The organism is Modestobacter lapidis, from assembly GCF_054780755.1.
The window spans coordinates 1-16,450 of sequence record NZ_BAAGVS010000006.1 but is presented as its reverse complement, the minus strand read 5'-3'; the positions used below and the strand labels follow the sequence as shown (position 1 = coordinate 16,450).

17 protein-coding genes are annotated in these 16,450 nt (G+C 73.1%); 14 read left to right on the top strand and 3 right to left on the bottom strand.

All coding sequences use genetic code 11. The features are described 5' to 3' along the window. Window positions 1-27 precede the first annotated feature (27 nt). Window positions 28-981: a hydroxymethylglutaryl-CoA lyase gene (locus tag ACYVG5_RS09340; RefSeq protein ID WP_222048292.1), complete on the top strand. Its 954-nt coding sequence runs from the start codon at window positions 28-30 to the stop codon at window positions 979-981. Further along, window positions 978-1,481 (top strand): flavin reductase family protein, encoded by a 504-nt coding sequence (locus ACYVG5_RS09335; protein WP_222048291.1) that lies wholly within the window; start codon window positions 978-980, stop codon window positions 1,479-1,481. Before ACYVG5_RS09340 ends, ACYVG5_RS09335 begins: the two co-directional genes overlap by 4 nt. On the opposite strand, the gene ACYVG5_RS09330 is transcribed toward ACYVG5_RS09335, so the two are convergent. Both ACYVG5_RS09330 and ACYVG5_RS09325 read right to left on the bottom strand, forming a co-directional pair. Next, window positions 1,463-1,873, bottom strand: coding sequence for a hypothetical protein (locus tag ACYVG5_RS09330; RefSeq protein ID WP_222048289.1), 411 nt, complete (start codon window positions 1,871-1,873; stop codon window positions 1,463-1,465). The genes ACYVG5_RS09335 and ACYVG5_RS09330 overlap by 19 nt on opposite strands. Continuing rightward, window positions 1,866-2,231: a hypothetical protein gene (locus ACYVG5_RS09325; RefSeq protein ID WP_222048286.1), complete on the bottom strand. Its 366-nt coding sequence runs from the start codon at window positions 2,229-2,231 to the stop codon at window positions 1,866-1,868. Before ACYVG5_RS09325 ends, ACYVG5_RS09330 begins: the two co-directional genes overlap by 8 nt. A 197-nt stretch (window positions 2,232-2,428) precedes the next feature. On the opposite strand from ACYVG5_RS09325, the gene ACYVG5_RS09320 reads away from it, so the two are divergent. The 4 genes from ACYVG5_RS09320 to ACYVG5_RS09305 all read left to right on the top strand — a co-directional run bounded on the left by ACYVG5_RS09320 (window position 2,429) and on the right by ACYVG5_RS09305 (window position 6,278). Beyond that, window positions 2,429-3,448: a siderophore ABC transporter substrate-binding protein gene (locus tag ACYVG5_RS09320; RefSeq protein ID WP_222048285.1), complete on the top strand. Its 1,020-nt coding sequence runs from the start codon at window positions 2,429-2,431 to the stop codon at window positions 3,446-3,448. A 79-nt stretch (window positions 3,449-3,527) separates the two neighbouring features. Further along, window positions 3,528-4,505, top strand: a complete 978-nt coding sequence (locus ACYVG5_RS09315; RefSeq protein ID WP_460683124.1) for an ABC transporter permease — start codon at window positions 3,528-3,530, stop codon at window positions 4,503-4,505. Then, entirely contained in the window at window positions 4,495-5,523 is a 1,029-nt protein-coding gene (locus tag ACYVG5_RS09310; protein ID WP_222048281.1) for an iron chelate uptake ABC transporter family permease subunit, read from the top strand. The genes ACYVG5_RS09315 and ACYVG5_RS09310 overlap by 11 nt, the downstream gene beginning before the upstream one ends. Then, window positions 5,520-6,278, top strand: a complete 759-nt coding sequence (locus ACYVG5_RS09305) for an iron ABC transporter ATP-binding protein (RefSeq protein ID WP_222048279.1) — start codon at window positions 5,520-5,522, stop codon at window positions 6,276-6,278. The genes ACYVG5_RS09310 and ACYVG5_RS09305 overlap by 4 nt, the downstream gene beginning before the upstream one ends. Window positions 6,279-6,304: 26 nt before the next feature. Here the strand turns inward: ACYVG5_RS09305 and ACYVG5_RS09300 are convergent, their stop codons facing one another. Then, window positions 6,305-7,417 carry a CaiB/BaiF CoA transferase family protein gene (locus tag ACYVG5_RS09300; protein WP_460683123.1) on the bottom strand — a complete coding sequence of 371 codons (1,113 nt, stop codon included), beginning with the start codon at window positions 7,415-7,417 and terminating at the stop codon, window positions 6,305-6,307. Here ACYVG5_RS09300 and crcB point away from each other — a divergent pair. From crcB to ACYVG5_RS09260, 8 genes are all read left to right on the top strand, one after another. Then, the gene (crcB, locus tag ACYVG5_RS09295) at window positions 7,410-7,817 is read left to right on the top strand and encodes a fluoride efflux transporter CrcB (protein ID WP_460683122.1); all 408 of its coding nucleotides are present in this window, start codon (window positions 7,410-7,412) and stop codon (window positions 7,815-7,817) included. The two genes, ACYVG5_RS09300 and crcB, sit on opposite strands and share 8 nt — an antisense overlap. Continuing rightward, window positions 7,814-8,170: a fluoride efflux transporter FluC gene (locus ACYVG5_RS09290; protein ID WP_222048275.1), complete on the top strand. Its 357-nt coding sequence runs from the start codon at window positions 7,814-7,816 to the stop codon at window positions 8,168-8,170. The genes crcB and ACYVG5_RS09290 overlap by 4 nt, the downstream gene beginning before the upstream one ends. Window positions 8,171-8,199: 29 nt before the next feature. Further along, the gene (locus ACYVG5_RS09285; RefSeq protein ID WP_222048273.1) at window positions 8,200-9,618 is read left to right on the top strand and encodes an alpha,alpha-trehalose-phosphate synthase (UDP-forming); all 1,419 of its coding nucleotides are present in this window, start codon (window positions 8,200-8,202) and stop codon (window positions 9,616-9,618) included. A 70-nt stretch (window positions 9,619-9,688) separates the two neighbouring features. Beyond that, window positions 9,689-10,447, top strand: a complete 759-nt coding sequence (gene otsB / locus ACYVG5_RS09280) for a trehalose-phosphatase (RefSeq protein ID WP_246630183.1) — start codon at window positions 9,689-9,691, stop codon at window positions 10,445-10,447. Between the two features lie 347 nt (window positions 10,448-10,794). After that, a complete protein-coding gene (locus ACYVG5_RS09275; protein WP_222048271.1) occupies window positions 10,795-13,317 on the top strand; it encodes a chemotaxis protein CheA in 2,523 nt (840 codons plus the stop codon). Between the two features lies 1 nt (window position 13,318). Beyond that, window positions 13,319-13,762 carry a chemotaxis protein CheW gene (locus ACYVG5_RS09270; RefSeq protein ID WP_460683121.1) on the top strand — a complete coding sequence of 148 codons (444 nt, stop codon included), beginning with the start codon at window positions 13,319-13,321 and terminating at the stop codon, window positions 13,760-13,762. A 43-nt stretch (window positions 13,763-13,805) separates the two neighbouring features. Beyond that, on the top strand, window positions 13,806-15,446 hold the full coding sequence (locus ACYVG5_RS09265) for a methyl-accepting chemotaxis protein (RefSeq protein WP_222048269.1): 1,641 nt from the start codon (window positions 13,806-13,808) through the stop codon (window positions 15,444-15,446). 64 nt (window positions 15,447-15,510) lie between these two features. Further along, window positions 15,511-16,450 (top strand): MCP four helix bundle domain-containing protein (locus ACYVG5_RS09260; RefSeq protein ID WP_460683120.1); only part of this gene is annotated, 940 nt, incomplete at its 3' end.

The window sequence follows — 16,450 nt, the reverse complement described above, 5'->3', positions numbered from 1 at the left end:
ATCGTGCGGGGGACGAGGAGGTCCGACGTGAGCGAGTTCGATCTGGTGCTGCCCACCGCCGTCGACGTCCGCGAGGTCGGGATGCGCGACGGGCTGCAGCTGGAGGATCCGGTGCCGCTGGCCGGAAAGCTGGCGATGCTGGAGGCGCTGGTCGCCACCGGCGTGCGGCGGATCGAGGTCACCTCGTTCGTGTCACCGAAGGCGGTGCCGGCGCTGGCCGATGCCGACGAGGTGGCCGCGCAGCTGCACCGGTTCGACGGCGTCCACTTCTCCGCGCTGGTGGCCAACCCACGCGGCGCGCAACGGGCGGTGGACGCCGGGATCGCGCACCTCGAGTACGTGGTCTCGGCGTCGGACTCGCACAGCCGGGCGAACGCCGGGCGCTCCACCGCCGACGCGGTCGGTGCGATCGGGGAGATCGCCGCGCTCGCCTCCGGTGCCGGGGGCTCGCTGGAGGTCATCGTCGCGACCGCCTGGGACTGCCCGTTCGACGGGCGCACCCCGGTCGCCCGCACCGTCGACGTGACCCGGGCCGCCGTGACCGCCGGCGCGGACGCCCTCTGCCTGGGCGACACCATCGGCACGACCACCCCGGTGCGGGTCGTCCAGCTGCTCGACGCCGTCCGGCGGGCCTGCCCGGGCACCCCGCTGGGGGTGCACTTCCACGACACCCGGGGCACCGGACAGGCCAACGCGCTGGTGGCGCTGCAGGCCGGGGTCACCCAGCTGGACGCCTCGGTGGGTGGGCTGGGCGGCTGCCCGTTCGCGCCGGGGGCCAGCGGGAACATCGCCACCGAGGAGCTCGTCTACTGGCTCGCCGACGCCGGCGTCGGCACCGGGATCGACCTGGACGCCGTCCTCACCGCCGCGGCGGCCACCGAACGCGCCGTCGGCCACGCACTGCCCAGCTCGCTGTACCGGGCCGGCGGCCCGAACGCCCCGCGCGGGCCGTTCGGGACGCGTGATGGGATGCAGCCATGACGGCAGAAACGGCGGACGTGCCGCCCCCCGTGGTGGACCCCCGCGTGATGCGCGACGTGCTCGGGCACTTCGCCTCCGGTGTGACCGTGGTGACGGCGATGGGGCCCGACGGGCCGATCGGCTTCACCTGCCAGTCCTTCAGCTCGCTCTCGCTGGACCCGCCGCTGATCACCTTCGCCCCGTCGCGGAACTCGACCACCTGGCCGCGGCTGCGGAACGTGGGCCGGTTCTGCGTCAACGTGCTGGCCGACGACCAGAGCGACCTGTCGCAGGCATTCGCCCGCTCGGGCACCGACAAGTACGCCGGGGTTCCCTGGGCGGCCAGCCCGCACGGCAGCCCGATGCTCGACGGCGTCGTCGCCTGGATCGACAGCGAGGTGTGGGCCGAGTACCAGGGGGGCGATCACACCATCGTCGTCGGCCGGGTGCTCGACCTCGGTGCCGACCCCGAGCGCAGCCCGCTGGTGTTCCACCGCGGCGGCTACGGCATCCAGCCGTAGGGTCGGCGGCGCAGCCAGAGCAGGCCGAGCACCGGCAGCACCAGCGGGATGTAGAGGTAGCCGCGGCCGAAGCCGGACCACACCGTCTCGTCGGGGAAGGCGGCCGGGTCGGCGAGCGACAGGGTGCCGACGGCCAGCACGCCGGCCAGCTCGAGGGCGCAGGCGACGAGCGCGGTGCGCCGGCCCTGCCGGCCACCGCGCACCAGCCCCACGGTCGCGACCACGTAGACCACGGCGGCCAGCGCCGACAGCAGGTAGGCCAGCGGCGCCTGGTCGAACCGGGTGGCCAGCTGGACGGCGGCCCGCGCGCTGGCGGCCAGGGCGAACACGCCGTACAGGGCGACCAGCACGCGCCCGGGACCGTGCGCGGTGTTCCCGCGTTCCTCAGCCACCGGTGGCCTCCCACAGCTGGAGCAGCCGCCAGAGCATCACGCCCACGGCGGCGGCGGCCACGGCCAGCACGGTCCCGGCCCAGCGGGTGGGCTCGGTCCGTGCCCACAGCACGCCGGCCACCGGCAGCAGCACGACGCTGCTCAGGTACGCCACGAAGGTCGGCAGCTCGGCCGGCCGGTGCCCGCCGGCCAGCGCGAGCCCGGCGACGACGGCCTGGACGACGAGCACCAGCTCCAGTGCGCCCGCGCCGACGAGGTGGGCCAGGCCGATGCGCCGTCCCAGGACCGTCGACAGCACGCCGAGGGCGGCCACGGCGGCGGCGGCGACCGTGGCCGCGACGACCAGCCCGGGGGTCACCGGCGCTGCGCGGGAGGGAGGGCGGGCACCCGCCCAGTGTCCCTGCCGCCGGTGGGGGCCGACGGTGGCTCGACCGTGGCCCACGTCACATAACGAAACGGTCACGGTTCCGCGACAGTGGCCGGGCGGCCTGCAAGGTTAGGCGCAGCTAAGTGAGGCAAGCCTTTCCTGCCTCGACGCCCGACGATGGAGTCCTGATGCGCCGTACGTCCCGTGCCACCGGAGTGGCCGCTCTCTCCCTGACCGTCCTCGCCCTCAGCGCCTGCGGTGGCGGGGAGGTCGCCACCGACACCGCGGCCGCGGCCGAGGCCGGCACCGTCAGCTTCACCTGGGACCGCAACGTCAACGCCGCCCAGGAGGACGCCGACCCGGAACTCGAGGAGACCACGGTCGAGGTCCCCAAGAACCCCGAGAACATCGTGGTCTTCGACATGGCCAGCCTCGACACCATCGGTGCGCTGGGCGGCGAGGTCGCGGGCGCCCCGCTCGACTCGGTGCCCGGGTACCTCCAGGACAGCCTGGCAGCGGACGCCTTCAACGCGGGCACGCTCTTCGAGGCCGACCTCGTCGAGATCGAGGCGCAGCAGCCCGACCTCATCGTCATCGGCGGGCGGTCCGCCGCGCTGTACGAGGACCTGAGCGAGATCGCGCCGACCGTCGACCTGAGCATGCGCGGCTCGTTCACCGAGACCCTGGAGCGCAACGCCACCTTCCTGGGCGAGGTGCTCGGCGCCGAGGACGAGGCGGCCGCAGCCGTCGACGAGATCGAGGCAGGCATCGAGGAGGCCCGGCAGGTCACCGCCGACGCGGGCACCGGCCTGGGTCTCATGGTCTCGGGCGGCGAGCTCAGCGCGCTGGCCCCGGCGGGCGCGGACGCCTCCGGCCGCGGTGCGCGCGGCGGTCTGATCTACGACACCTTCGGGGTGCAGCCCGTGGTGGAGGACATCCAGGCAGCCACGCACGGCGAGCCGGTCTCCTTCGAGTACCTGCTCGAGACCAACCCCGACCACCTCTGGGTCGTCGACCGGGACGCCGCCATCAACGCCGAGGGCGCGCAGGCGGCCGCCGCGGTGCTGGACAACGAGATCGTCCGGCAGACGACCGCTGCGCAGCAGGACCAGATCCACTACCTGGACCCGACCGCCTGGTACGTCGTGTTCGGCGGCATCGAGACGGCGCAGATCATGATCGACGACGTCCTGCAGATCGCGGAGTGACCGTGCCGACCCGCACCGAGCGACCTCGCGGCTCCCGTTGACGGTGCTCGACCGGACGCCGACGAGCACCCTCGCCCCGGTGCGGCCCCGCCGCACCTGGGTGGGGGTGCTCATCGGCGTCCTGTGCGTCGTCCTGGCGCTCACCAGCCTGTTCGTCGGCGTCTCCGACGTGTCCCCCACCTCGGTCCTCGGCGGCGGCGCGGACGGGAACGCCGCCTTCCTGCTGGTCGCCAGCCGGATCCCGCGGACGGTCGCCGTGGTCCTCGTCGGCGCCTCGCTGGGCATCGCCGGCCTGATCATGCAGATGCTGGTGCGCAACAAGTTCGTGGAGCCGGGCACCACCGGGGTCAGCGAGTTCGCGACGCTCGGCATGCTCGTCACGATGGTCTTCCTCCCCGGCCTGGCGGTCGTCGGGAAGATGGGCGTGGCCGCGGTCTTCGGCCTGTTCGGCACCTGGGTGTTCCTGCGGGTGGTCCGGGTGGTGCCCGTTCGCCAGCTGGTGCTCGTCCCCCTGGTCGGCATCATGCTCGGCGGCATCGTGGGCGCCGTCACGACGTTCTTCGCCTACCGCCTGGACCTCCTGCAGTCCCTGGGGCAGTGGTCGCAGGGCAGCTTCGCCACGGTCATGCAGGGCCGGTACGAGTTCCTCTGGATCGCGGGGCTCATGGTCGTGATCGCCTGGTTCGCCGCCGACCGGTTCAGCGTGATCGGTCTCGGCGAGGAGTTCGCCACCAACCTCGGGCTGAACTACCGGCGGATCGTCGCCGTCGGCATGGTGATCATCGCGGTGATCACGGCCGCCGTCCTCGTCACGGCGGGCATGATCCCGTTCCTGGGGCTCGTCGTCCCGAACGTCGTCAGCCTCATCATCGGGGACAACGTGCGCCGGGCGATTCCGTGGGTCGCGGGCCTCGGGGCCGTGTTCGTCCTCGCCTGCGACCTGATCGCCCGGGTGGTGCGCTTCCCCTACGAGATCCCGCTGTCGGTCATCGTCGGCATCGTCGGGGCGGCGCTGTTCCTCTGGCTGCTGCTGCGGAGGCGGAGCCGTGCTCACTGACCCCGTTCCCACGGAGTCCGGTGCCCTGACCACCGTCGGCCTGCACCGCACCCGGCTCGCCACCTCCTGGGCGAGCCCGCGGGTCCGGCTCGCCGTGCTCGGCGCGGTCGTCCTGGCCCTGACCGCCGGCTACCTGTTCACCGACGTCCCCGGGTCGCTCGCCTTCGCGCTGAAGATCCGCGGCCTCACGGTGCTCGCGATGCTCGTCGTCGCGACGGCGGTCGGCGTCTCCACGGTGGTGTTCCACACGATCACGCAGAACCGGATCCTCACCCCCTCGATCATGGGGTTCGACGCGTTCTACGTGCTGATCTCCACCGTCATCGTGTTCTTCTCCGGATCGGCGGCCTTCCTGGCGTTCGACCAGCTCACGCTGTGGCTCGTCCAGGTGGTGGTGATGGTGGCGTTCAGCGTGCTGCTGTTCACCTGGCTGTTCGGGGGGAAGCGACGCTCCATCCACCTCATGCTGCTGGTCGGCATCGTGCTGGGCACGTTCTTCCGCAGCTTCACCGAGTGGATGCAGCGGATGCTCGACCCGCTGGACTTCCAGGTGCTGTCGGACGCCATGTTCGCCTCCCTCACGCGGCCCGACGAGACGTTGCTGGCGCTCACCGCCGGCCTCGTCGCCCTGGGCTGCGCCGTCATCGTGCCGCTGCTGCGCACCCTCGACGTCCTCACCCTGGGCGAGCCGGCCGCCGTCGGTCTGGGGGTGGACCACAAGCGCGTGGTGATGGCCCTCTTCGCGGGTGTCTCGATCATGGTCGCCGCCTCGACGGCGCTGGTGGGACCGATCTTGTTCTTCGGCCTCATCGTCGCCAATCTCGCCTACTCCTACGCGGGGTCCTTCCGCCACGTGTGGACGCTGCCCGCCGCCGTGCTCATCGGCATGATCTGCCTGCTGGGCGGCCAGCTGGTCCTCGAACGGCTGTTCGGCTTCGGCGGCACCCTGTCCACGGTCATCGACTTCGCCGGCGGCCTGTTCTTCCTGTACCTCGTGCTGCGGAAGGGGGCGCGATGATCGCGCTCGAGAAGGTCACCAAGCGCTACGGCCGTCAGACGGTCGTCGACGAGGTCTCGATCGCGTTCGGCGGGGAGGGCGTGACGGCGCTCATCGGTCCGAACGGAGCCGGGAAGTCGACGCTCTTCGGCCTCGTCGGCCGCCTGCTGCAGGCCGAGGCCGGCCGGATCGTCGTGGATGGGATGGACGTCGCGTCGACGTCGTCCAGCGAGCTCGCCAAGATCCTCGCGGTGCTGCGCCAGGACAACCACATCGCGGCGCGGCTGACCGTGCACGACCTCGTGGAGTTCGGTCGCTTCCCGCACTCGCGGGGGCGGCTCACGCTGCACGACCGCGAGCACATCGAGAACGCGATCGGGTACCTCGAACTCGAGCCCTATCGGGACCGGTTCCTCGACGAGCTCTCCGGCGGCCAGCGCCAGCGGGCCTTCGTCGCCATGGTGCTCGCGCAGGACACCAAGTACGTCCTGCTCGACGAGCCGCTGAACAACCTCGACCTGCGGCACATGACCGAGATCATGCGGCTCATCCGGAGGATGGCCGACGAGCTCGGCAAGCGGGTGGTCATCGTGCTGCACGACATCAACTTCGCGGCCACCTACGCCGATCGGATCGTCGCGATGCGGAACGGCATCGTCGTGGCCGACGCCTCCGCGCGCGAGGTCATGCGCCCCGACGTGCTCGCCGCCGTCTACGACACGCCCGTCGACGTCCGCGAGATCGACGGCAAGCCGGTCGCGCTGTACTACGGCTGACCCCCCGTTCCACGTGGAACGAGGGGTCAGCAGCGGCCGAGCTCGGCCCGGATCTCAGCGTCGTGCTCCCCGACCCGCGGCACCGCGCCCACGGTGCCCGGCGTCGCGGAGAACCGCGGCGCCACGGCCGGCTGGACGACGCCGCCCACCTCGGTGAAGACGCCGCGCGCCCGGTTGTGCGGATCGGCCGGGGCCTCGGCCAGCGACCAGACCGGGGCGACGCAGGCGTCGGTGCCGGCGAACACCGCCCACCACTCGGCCCGGCTGCGGGTGGCGAACACGGCGGTGAACCGCTCGCGCAGCCGCGGCCAGGACGACGGGTCGGCCCGGTCGGGCAGCGCCGGGTCGCCGGCCAGCCCGAGGCCGGCGAGCAGCGCCGCGTAGAACTGCTCCTCGAGCGCGCCGACGGCCAGGAAGCGCCCGTCGGCGCAGCGGTAGACGTCGTAGAACGGCGCGCCGGTGTCGAGCAGGTTCGCCCCGCGCCGGTCGGTCCAGGCGCCGGTGGCCAGCATCCCGTGCAGCATGGTGGTCAGGACGGCGGTGCCGTCGACGATCGCCGCGTCGACCACCTGCCCCTCCCCCGTCGCCCGGGCGTGCAGCAGCGCGGCCAGCGCCCCCAGGGCCAGGAACATCCCGCCGCCGCCGAAGTCGCCGAGCAGGTTGGCCGGCGGCGCCGGCCGCTCGTCCGCGCGGCCGCCGGCGCCCAGCGCACCGGTGAGGGCGACGTAGCCGATGTCGTGGCCGGCGGTCGGCGCCAGCGGCCCGGTCTGCCCCCAGCCGGTCATCCGGCCGTAGACCAGGGCCGGGTGCGCCGCCAGCAGCGGCTCCGGCCCCAGGCCGAGGCGCTCCATCACCCCGGGCCGGAAGCCCTCCAGCAGCACGTCGGCGCGCGCCGCCAGCGCCCGGACGACGGCGAGGTCGTCGGCGTCCTTCAGGTCCAGGGCGATGGAGCGCTTGCCGCGGTCCAGCAGCGACGTGCCGCCCAGCGCGCCCAGCAGCCCGCCGCGGCTGCCCCGCCGGTCGACCCGCACCACGTCGGCGCCCAGATCGGCCAGCAGCATCCCGCAGAACGGCCCGGGGCCCAGCCCGGCGAACTCGAGCACCCGCACGCCCCGCAGGGGCCCTGTTCCGGTGACCACGGGTGGCATGCTGCCCGACGTGATCGGCTACCTCGCCGCCGCGGTCGGCGGGGCGCTCGGCGCGCTGGCCCGCTGGGGTCTGGGTGCGGCGCTGACCTCCCCCGCCGGTGCGTGGCCGGCCGCGACGCTGCTGGTCAACCTCACCGGCTGCCTGCTGCTGGGCGTCCTGCTCGCCGTGCTGCTCCCCCGGTACCCGGCGCACCCGTGGCTGCGGCCCCTGCTCGCCACCGGCCTGCTGGGCGGCTGGACGACCTACTCGGCCTTCGCCGTGGACACCGTCCGGCTCGCCGAGGCCGGCGCCTGGGGAGCCGCGGCCGGCTACGTGCTGGCCTCGGTGGTCGGCGGCGTGCTGGCGGTGGCCGCCGGGCTGCTGCTGGGCCGCGCGGTCGCGGACCGGTGACGCCGCTGCTCGTCGCCCTCGGCGCGCTGGTCGGCGCTCCGCTGCGGCTGCTGGCCGACCGGGTCGCCGTCGCCCGGCGCGGCCCGGGAAGCGTGGCGGGCACGCTGGCGGTCAACGTCGTCGGCAGCGCCGTCCTGGGCGTGCTGCTGGGGCTGCGCGAGGTCCCCCCGGCCGTGCTCGCGCTGGTGGGCACCGGCTTCTGCGGCACCCTGACCACCTTCTCCTCCTTCGGCTGGGACGTCGTCCGGCTGGTGGAGGAGCGGGCCGTGTTGCGGGCCGCCGGGTACGTCACGGCGACGCTGGTGCTGGGCCTCGGGTCGGCCGCGGCCGGCTACCTGCTGGTTCGCGGCTGACCGGCCGGGTCAGTAGGGTCGGAGCCGGTATGGGAGACGACACGCACGGTCCAGGGTCCGACGCCGACAGCCCGGTGGTCGTCGTCGCCAACCGGCTGCCCGTCGACCAGGTCACCGATCCCGACGGCAGCACGCGGTGGCAGCGCAGCCCGGGCGGGCTGGTCACGGCGCTGGAACCGTTCGTGGCCGGCCGCGGCGGTGCCTGGGTGGGGTGGTCCGGTTCGGCCGGTGACGCGCCCGATCCCTTCGACTCCGGCGGCATGCACCTGGTCCCGGTGCCGCTCACCGAGGACGAGGTGGACCGCTACTACGAGGGCTTCTCCAACGCCTCGCTGTGGCCGCTCTACCACGACGTCGTCGAGAAGCCGGAGTACCACCGCGCCTGGTGGGACACCTACGTCCAGGTCAACAAGCGGTTCGCCGACCGGGCCGCGGAGGTCGCCGCCGAGGGCGCGATCGTCTGGGTGCACGACTACCAGCTGCAACTGGTCCCGGCGCTGCTCCGCCAGCAGCGCCCCGACCTCACGATCGGCTTCTTCCTGCACATCCCGTTCCCGCCCTACGAGTTGTTCACCCAGCTGCCGTGGCGCTCGGCGATCGTCGAGGGCCTGCTGGGCGCCGACCTGATCGGCTTCCAGATGCCCAGCGCGGCATCGAACTTCGTCGCCCTGGCCCGGCGGCTGCACGATCTGCCCACCAAGGGCAGCACGATCAGCTACGAGGGCCGCACGGTCACCGCCAGGGCGTTCCCGATCTCGATCGACGTCGCCGCCTTCGACGAGCTGGCCCGCTCACCGGAGGTGCTGGCCCGGGCCGCGGAGATCCGCGAGGAGCTCGGCCGGCCGGACAAGATCGTGCTCGGTGTCGACCGGCTCGACTACACCAAGGGCATCGGCGTCCGGCTGGAGGCCTTCGAGGAGCTGCTGGAGGACGGCGTGCTCGAGGCGCCGTCCACCGTGTTCGTCCAGGTGGCCACGCCCAGCCGCGAGCGGGTCGAGCACTACGTGACGATGCGGGAGACGATCGAGCAGCAGGTCGGCCACATCAACGGCGTCTACGGCTCGATGGCCGGTGCGGCCGTGCAGTACTTCAACCAGTCGATGCCGCGCGAGGAGCTGGCCGCGCTCTACCGGGCGGCCGACGTCATGCTCGTGACCCCGTACCGGGACGGCATGAACCTGGTGGCCAAGGAGTACGTCGCCGCCCGCGGCGACCTCGGCGGTGCGCTGGTGCTCAGCGAGTTCGCCGGGGCGGCCGCCGAGCTCAAGCAGGCGTTCCTGGTCAACCCGCACGACATCGCCGGGGTGAAGGCGCAGCTGGTGCGGGCGCTGCGGATCGAGCCGGCCGACGCGGCCAAGCGGATGCGGGCGATGCGCCGGCACCTGTTCAGGCACGACCTCGACCACTGGGCGAACTCGTTCTTCGACTCGCTGAAGGCACAGGCGTGAAGATGACGGGCGAGGGAGCATCGCAGGGAGCGCCAGCGACCGAGGAGCGGATCGAGCCCGGAATCGAACCATGGACGGCATGAGCGCGCTGCACGACGGGCTGGCCGCCGCGCTCGACGAGCTGTGCGGCCGCCGGCCGCTGCTGCTGGCCAGTGACTACGACGGGGTGCTGGCCCGGCTGCGCGACGATCCGGCCGCTGCCGTCCCGGAGCCCGGGACGGCCCCGCTGCTGTCCCGGCTGGCCGCGGCCGAGGGGGTCACGGTCGCGCTGGTCAGCGGCCGGGGCGTCGAGGACCTCCGGACGACGAGCGGCCTGACCGGCCCGTTCCGCTGGGTGGGCAGCCACGGGGCCGAGTTCGACGGGCCGATCGTTCCCGAGCTGGCCGGCCGCCGGGACGCCCTGGCCGCCGCGCTGCAGCCGCTCGTGGACGCCGTCCCCGGGGCCCGGCTGGAGGTCAAACCGGCCAGCGTCGCGGTGCACGTGCGCACGGCCGCCGATCCCGCGGCCGGCAACCGGCTGCTCGCCGAGGTCGCCGCCGGTCCCGGCGCGGACCCCGCGCTCACCGCCAAGCCCGGCAAGGACGTGCTCGAGCTGGCCGTCACCGACGCCGACAAGGGCTCGGCGCTGGTGCGGCTGGCAGCCGAGCTGCGGGCGGCCGGCGTGCTCTACCTCGGCGATGACGTCACTGACGAAGATGCCTTCCGTGCGCTGCCCGACGGTGTGACGGTGAAGGTCGGGGAGGGTGGGACGGCCGCCCGGCACCGGGTCGCCGACCTGGCCGGCGTGCAGGCGGTCCTGGCCCGGTTGGTCGCCGGCCTCGCGGCCTGAGTCCCACCCGGCACATCGGCCCCACCGGGCCATTTCCCGCACGGCCGCCCCACATGCGGTAATCAACGGTCCGCTCCTGCGGTCACCATCCCCGCCGCGCCTGCCGATTGCTCAGATCACATGGGCGTCACGGACCCTCACCTGCGGGAACGGTCACCGTGCGCATTTTGTCGACATGTTGGGAAATGGCTATCCGGCGCCGGTCGACGGCGACTCAGAGGCATTCCCCGGCCATTCGAAGAAATGCGTGCGGAGCCGAGAATTCACCTCAAGGTGTGAGTCGCCGTGCCGAAAGACCCAGCGAGTCCGGGGCAGGCCCGGTGGCACACCGTGGGGAAGAGGCAGGCGTGGAAGGTCTGGACGACATCGTCGAGGAGTTTCTCGTGGAGAGTCACGAGAACCTCGACCAGCTGGACCAGGACCTGGTCGCGCTGGAGCAGGACCCCCGCTCGCGGGACCGCCTGTCCAGCATCTTCCGGACGATCCACACCATCAAGGGCACGAGCGGGTTCCTCGCCTTCAACCGGCTCGAGGAGGTCGCGCACGTCGGGGAGAACCTGCTGTCCCGGCTGCGGGACGGCGCGCTGGAGCTGACCCCGCACCGCACCGACGCCCTGCTCCAGATGGTCGACTGCGTCCGGGCACTGCTCGCGGCCATCGAGGCCAACGGCGGGGAGGGCACCGCCGTCGACGTGGCGTCCACCGTCGCGGTGCTCAGCGCGGCCCTGGAGGACACCCTCGCGGTCGAGGCCCCGGTCGAGGTCCCGGTCGTGGAGGAGGCCCCCGCGGTCCCGGCACCGCGCGCCGAGCTGGCCCCCGCGCCCGTCCCGGCCAAGAAGACCCCCGCCCGGCCCGCGGCGCCCAGGAAGGCCCCCGCCAAGCGGGCGGTGGCCAAGAAGGCCCCCGCAGCCCCGGCACCCGCGCCCGCACCCGTACCCGCACCCGTACTCGAGGTGCCCGCCCCGATGGAGGTCCCGATGGAGAAGCCCGCGGCCACTCCGCCGACCCCGACCCCGGCCCCGGCGGTCGCCGGGCCGGCGACCGCGCCGGCCGAGCCCGTCGACGGCGTGGTCGAGACCGACGGCAAGGGCCAGCAGCCCGGTCGCCGGGCCGTCGCCGACAGCACCATCCGCGTCGACGTCGACCTGCTCGACAACCTGATGCTGCTCGTCGGCGAGCTGGTGCTCACGCGCAACCAGATCGTCCAGTACGTGGGCCGGGTGACCGACCCCGACCTGGTCCGTGCGTCGCAGCGGCTCAACCTGATCGCCAGCGAGCTGCAGGAGGGCGTCATGAAGACGCGCATGCAGCCGATCGACCACATCTGGTCCAAGCTGCCGCGCGTCGTCCGCGACCTGGGGCTGCAGTGCGGCAAGTCGGTCCGCCTGGAGATGGAGGGCCGGGAGACCGAGCTGGACAAGACACTGCTCGAGGCCGTCAAGGACCCGCTGACGCACCTGGTGCGCAACTCCGTCGACCACGGCATCGAGACCTCCGCCGCCCGGGTGACGGCCGGCAAGGCCGGCGAGGGCGTGCTCACCCTGCGGGCCCGGCACGAGAGCGGCCAGGTCGTGGTCGAGGTCGTCGACGACGGCGCCGGCATCGACCCCACGCGGATCGGCACCAAGGCGGTCGAGCGCGGCCTGGTCACCCCGGACGCGCTGTCCAGGATGAGCCCGGCCGACGTGCTGCAGATGATCTTCCTGCCCGGCTTCTCGACCGCGGCGGCCGTCACCAACGTGTCCGGCCGTGGCGTCGGCATGGACGTGGTGAAGACCAACATCGAGGCCATCGGCGGCACCATCGAGGTCGAGTCGGTTCCCGGCAAGGGCACCTGCACCCGGCTGCGCATCCCGCTGACCCTGGCGATCGTCCCGGCGCTGACCATCGAGTGCGCCGGTGACCGCTACGCCATCCCGCAGATCAGCCTGCAGGAACTGGTCGCCCTGGACGCGGAGAAGGCCGCCGCGGCGGTCGAGGAGGTCGGCGGTGCGTCGGTCTACCGCCTGCGTGGCGAGCTGCTGCCGCTGGTGCACCTGGCCGACGTCCTGGGCCTGACCTCCGACCGGCACGACGGTCACGTCGTCATCGCCGTGCTGCGCTCCGAGGGTCGCCGGTTCGGCCTGGTCGTCGACCGGGTGATCAACACCGAGGAGATCGTGGTCAAGGCAGTGGGCGGCCAGCTCAAGGCCATCGGCCTGTACTCCGGCGCCACGGTGCTGGGTGACGGCGCCGTCGCCCTGATCCTCGACGTCCAGGCACTGGCCCGGCGCGCCCTGCGCCCGGAGACCGCCGAACGACAGGAGAGCCGGACCGCCGCGCGGACCGCCGCCGCCGTGCAGGAACGCCAGCGGATGCTGCTGGCCGCCATCGGCGGCGGCCGGCGGGTCGCGATCCCGCTGGACACCGTCACCCGCCTGGAGCAGGTGCGCAGCGACACCGTCGAGCGGGTCGGCTCCCGGGAGGTCGTGCAGTACCGCGGCCAGATCCTGCCGATCGTCCGGCTGGACCGGCACCTGGGCGCCTACGGGGAGACCGACCGCGAGGTCCTCGAGGTCATCGTCTACGCCGACCACGGCCGCAGCGTCGCCATCGTGGTCGAGGAGATCCTCGACATCGTCGACGGCGAGGCCTCGGTGCACAGCGACATCGACGACCTGGGCCTGCTCGGCTCGGCCGTCATCGGCGAGCGGGTGACCGAGCTGCTCGACGTGCGGGCCGCGATCCTCGCCGCCGACCCGGCCTTCTACGCGGCCCCCACCGCCCTGCCGCACGCCGCCGACCTCGCGGCGTCCGGCGTCTCCCCTCTCCCGTCCCCCGCCTTCGAGCGCGAGCTCGACGGCGCGCCGTCCCCCCTCCTGGAGGTCTGACGTGATCACCGCGACGACGATGCCGGCCACCAGCCAGCTGGCCACCTTCTGGCTGGACGGCGACCTCTACGGCGTGGAGGTCGAGCACGTCCAGGAGGTGCTCCGCAGCCAGAGCATCACCCGGGTGCCGCTGGCCCCGCCGGCCGTCGCCGGCCTGATCAACCTGCGCGGCCAGGTGGTCACCGCCATCGAGCTGCGCGAGCGGCTCGGCCGCCCGGCCCGGCCGGCCGGCACCGAGGCCGTCGTCATCGTGGTCCGGCTGCACGGTGAGGCCGTGAGCCTGCTGGTCGACAGCATCGCCGACGTCGTCGACGTCCACCTCCGCGACTTCGAGGCCCCGCCGGACACCCTCGACGGCAGCGCCCGGGACCTGATCCGCGGGGCCTACAAGCTCGACGGTCAGCTGCTCCTCGCGCTGGACGTCAACCGCGCCGTCGGCACCTGATCCTTCCTTCCCTTCCCCGCACCAGGCCCCAGGAGCACCAGCCATGCCCGTCCCGACCCGCACCACCAGCACTGCTCGGACCGATCACGACTCCACCGCCTGGTGGGGCGACCGCGGGGTCAAGACGAAGGTCCTGACCGCGGTTGCCGCGGCCGCCCTGGTGGCCGGCGGAGTGGGTGTGATGGGCATCCAGGCGATGAACGCCGCCGCATCCGACACCCAGCGGATGTACGAGGAGAACGTCAACGGGGTGGCCCACGCCGCCGCGATGCGCGGCGCGCTCAAGGACGTCCGGGTCGCCACCCGGGACGTGCTGCTGGCGGCCACCCCGCAGGAGACCGTGGCGACGCAGGACGCGGCCAGCGCCGCCGCGGCCCGCTTCGAGGAGGCCCGGGACCTGTACACCGACATCGGCCTGCGCGCGGACAAGCTGGAGCTGGTGGAGGCCGCGGACGAGCAGTTCCAGGCCTATCTCCAGGCCGGGACCACCGTGCTCGGCCCGCTGGCCGCCGTGAAGGACTACCCCGGCTGGATCGTGGCGAACGAGACCGTGGTGGGGCCGCTGGCCAGCCAGACCGAGGAGCAGGTCAACGCGCTCGTGCAGCTGGAGAAGGCCGAGGCCGCGGAGGCGGCTGTGGCCGCCGCGGCCGGGGCCGTCGCCCAGCGGACCACCGCCCTCGTCGTCCTCGCGATCGGCCTCGCCGTGGCGGTGGCGATCGGGCTGTTCGTCGCCACCGGCCTGGCCCGCGGCGTCCGCCGGGTGCAGGACGTCACGGAGGGTCTCGCCGCCGGCGACCTGACCCGGAGCAGTGGCCTGACCACCCGGGACGAGCTCGGCCGGATGGGTGCGTCGCTGGACGGGGCGGTGGACAGCCTGCGGGGCCTCATGACCTCGGTCGCCGCGTCGGCGGATGCGGTGGCGGCGTCGTCGGAGGAGTTGTCGGCGTCGTCGTCGCAGATCTCGGCGTCGGCGGAGGAGACCTCGGTCCAGTCCGGGGTGGTGTCCTCGGCGGCCGAGGAGGTGTCCCGCAACGTGGGCACCGTCGCCGCGGGTGCGGAGGAGATGGGCGCCTCGATCCGGGAGATCAGCCAGAACGCCAACGAGGCGGCCCGGGTGGCCGCGACCGCGGTCGCCGAGGCGGAGGCCACCACGGTGACCATCACCCAGCTGGGTATCTCGTCGCAGGAGATCGGTGCGGTGGTCAAGGCGATCACCTCGATCGCGGAGCAGACGAACCTGCTGGCGCTGAACGCCACGATCGAGGCGGCGCGGGCCGGGGAGGCCGGCAAGGGCTTCGCGGTGGTCGCCAACGAGGTCAAGGAGCTGGCGCAGGAGACGGCGCGGGCGACGGAGGACATCGCCCGGCGGGTGGAGGCCATCCAGGGCGACACCTCCGGTGCGGTGGACGCCATCGGCCGGATCTCGGAGATCATCGGGTCGATCAACGACTTCCAGCTGACCATCGCCTCGGCGGTGGAGGAGCAGACCGCCACGACCAACGAGATGTCCCGGTCGGTCCAGGAAGCAGCCAGCGGGTCCACCGAGATCGCCTCGAACATCACCGGCGTCTCCACGGCGGCCGACTCGACCACCCAGGCCCTCAGCCAGACCCGCGTCGCCGTGGACGAGCTGTCCCGGATGGCCAGCGACCTGCGCACCACGGTCGCCCGCTTCACCTACTGATCCACGCTCGGCACCAACCGCTCGTCAGCCCGCTCCCCCACCGCCCGCTCCCAGGAGACAAGCCATGAGCACCGCCCCCCGCCAGCGAGCCGGTTGGTTCACCGACCGACCGATCGGCGTCAAGATCGGCGCGGTCATCGCGCTGCTCGCCGTCGTCGTCCTCGGCACCAACCTGCTGGCCGTCACCCGCATCACCGAGCTCCGCGCGGGCCAGGAGACCATCTACACCGAGAACCTGCAGTCGCAGACCGCCCTGGCCGAGGTGCAGCGGGCCAACGCCGCGCACCGGGCCCGGACGCTGGAGTACGCCGTCTCCTCGCCGGAGCGGCGCGCCGAGCTCGTCGAGCAGATGGAGGAGAAGAACGCCGACCTCCAGGCCGGCTACGAGGCTTACGAGCAGTTCATCGTCAACCCGGCCGCCATGGACAACTTCCTGTCCGCCCGGGACCAGTTCCTCACCCTGCTGACGACGGACCTGTTCCCGGCCGCCGACCGCGGGGACTTCGCGGGCTTCGCGGGCGTGCAGTCGGTGATGCTGCAGCCGCTGCTGCAGATCATGGCCGACGGGCTCGAGGCCGAGGGCGTCGCCCAGGCCGAGCAGGCTGCCGCCCGCAACGCCGAGGCGGCTGCCATGGCCGACCGCGCGATCAAGGTCCTCCTGGGCACGGCCATCGCCGCCGTCCTGGTCGCCGGTGCGCTCACCTTCTGGGTCGTCCGCCGGATCATGTCGACCGTCCGATCGGTGCAGTCCTCGGTCGAGGCGATGGCCGCCGGCGACCTCACGGTGGTGCCCGAGGCCCGGGACAGCGACGAGGTCGGCCGGATGGCGCAGTCACTGGCCGAGGCGCAGGAGAGCCTGCGTGGCGTCCTCTCGACGGTCGCCGCGTCGGCGGATGCGGTGGCGGCGTCGTCGGAGGAGTTGTCGGCGTCGTCGGCGCAGATCTCGGCGTCGGCGGAGGAGACGAGCGCGCAGTCGGGTGTGGTGTCGGCGGCGGCGGAGGAGG

What these genes read in the sequence shown, in the direction of transcription:
- ACYVG5_RS09320 (WP_222048285.1), top strand. Translation starts at nt 2,429, where the DNA reads ATGCGCCGTACGTCCCGTGCCACCGGAGTGGCCGCTCTCTCCCTGACC.
- ACYVG5_RS09305 (WP_222048279.1), top strand. Translation starts at nt 5,520, where the DNA reads ATGATCGCGCTCGAGAAGGTCACCAAGCGCTACGGCCGTCAGACGGTC.
- otsB (WP_246630183.1), top strand. Translation starts at nt 9,689, where the DNA reads ATGGACGGCATGAGCGCGCTGCACGACGGGCTGGCCGCCGCGCTCGAC.
- ACYVG5_RS09265 (WP_222048269.1), top strand. Translation starts at nt 13,806, where the DNA reads ATGCCCGTCCCGACCCGCACCACCAGCACTGCTCGGACCGATCACGAC.
- ACYVG5_RS09285 (WP_222048273.1), top strand. Translation starts at nt 8,200, where the DNA reads ATGGGAGACGACACGCACGGTCCAGGGTCCGACGCCGACAGCCCGGTG.
- ACYVG5_RS09335 (WP_222048291.1), top strand. Translation starts at nt 978, where the DNA reads ATGACGGCAGAAACGGCGGACGTGCCGCCCCCCGTGGTGGACCCCCGC.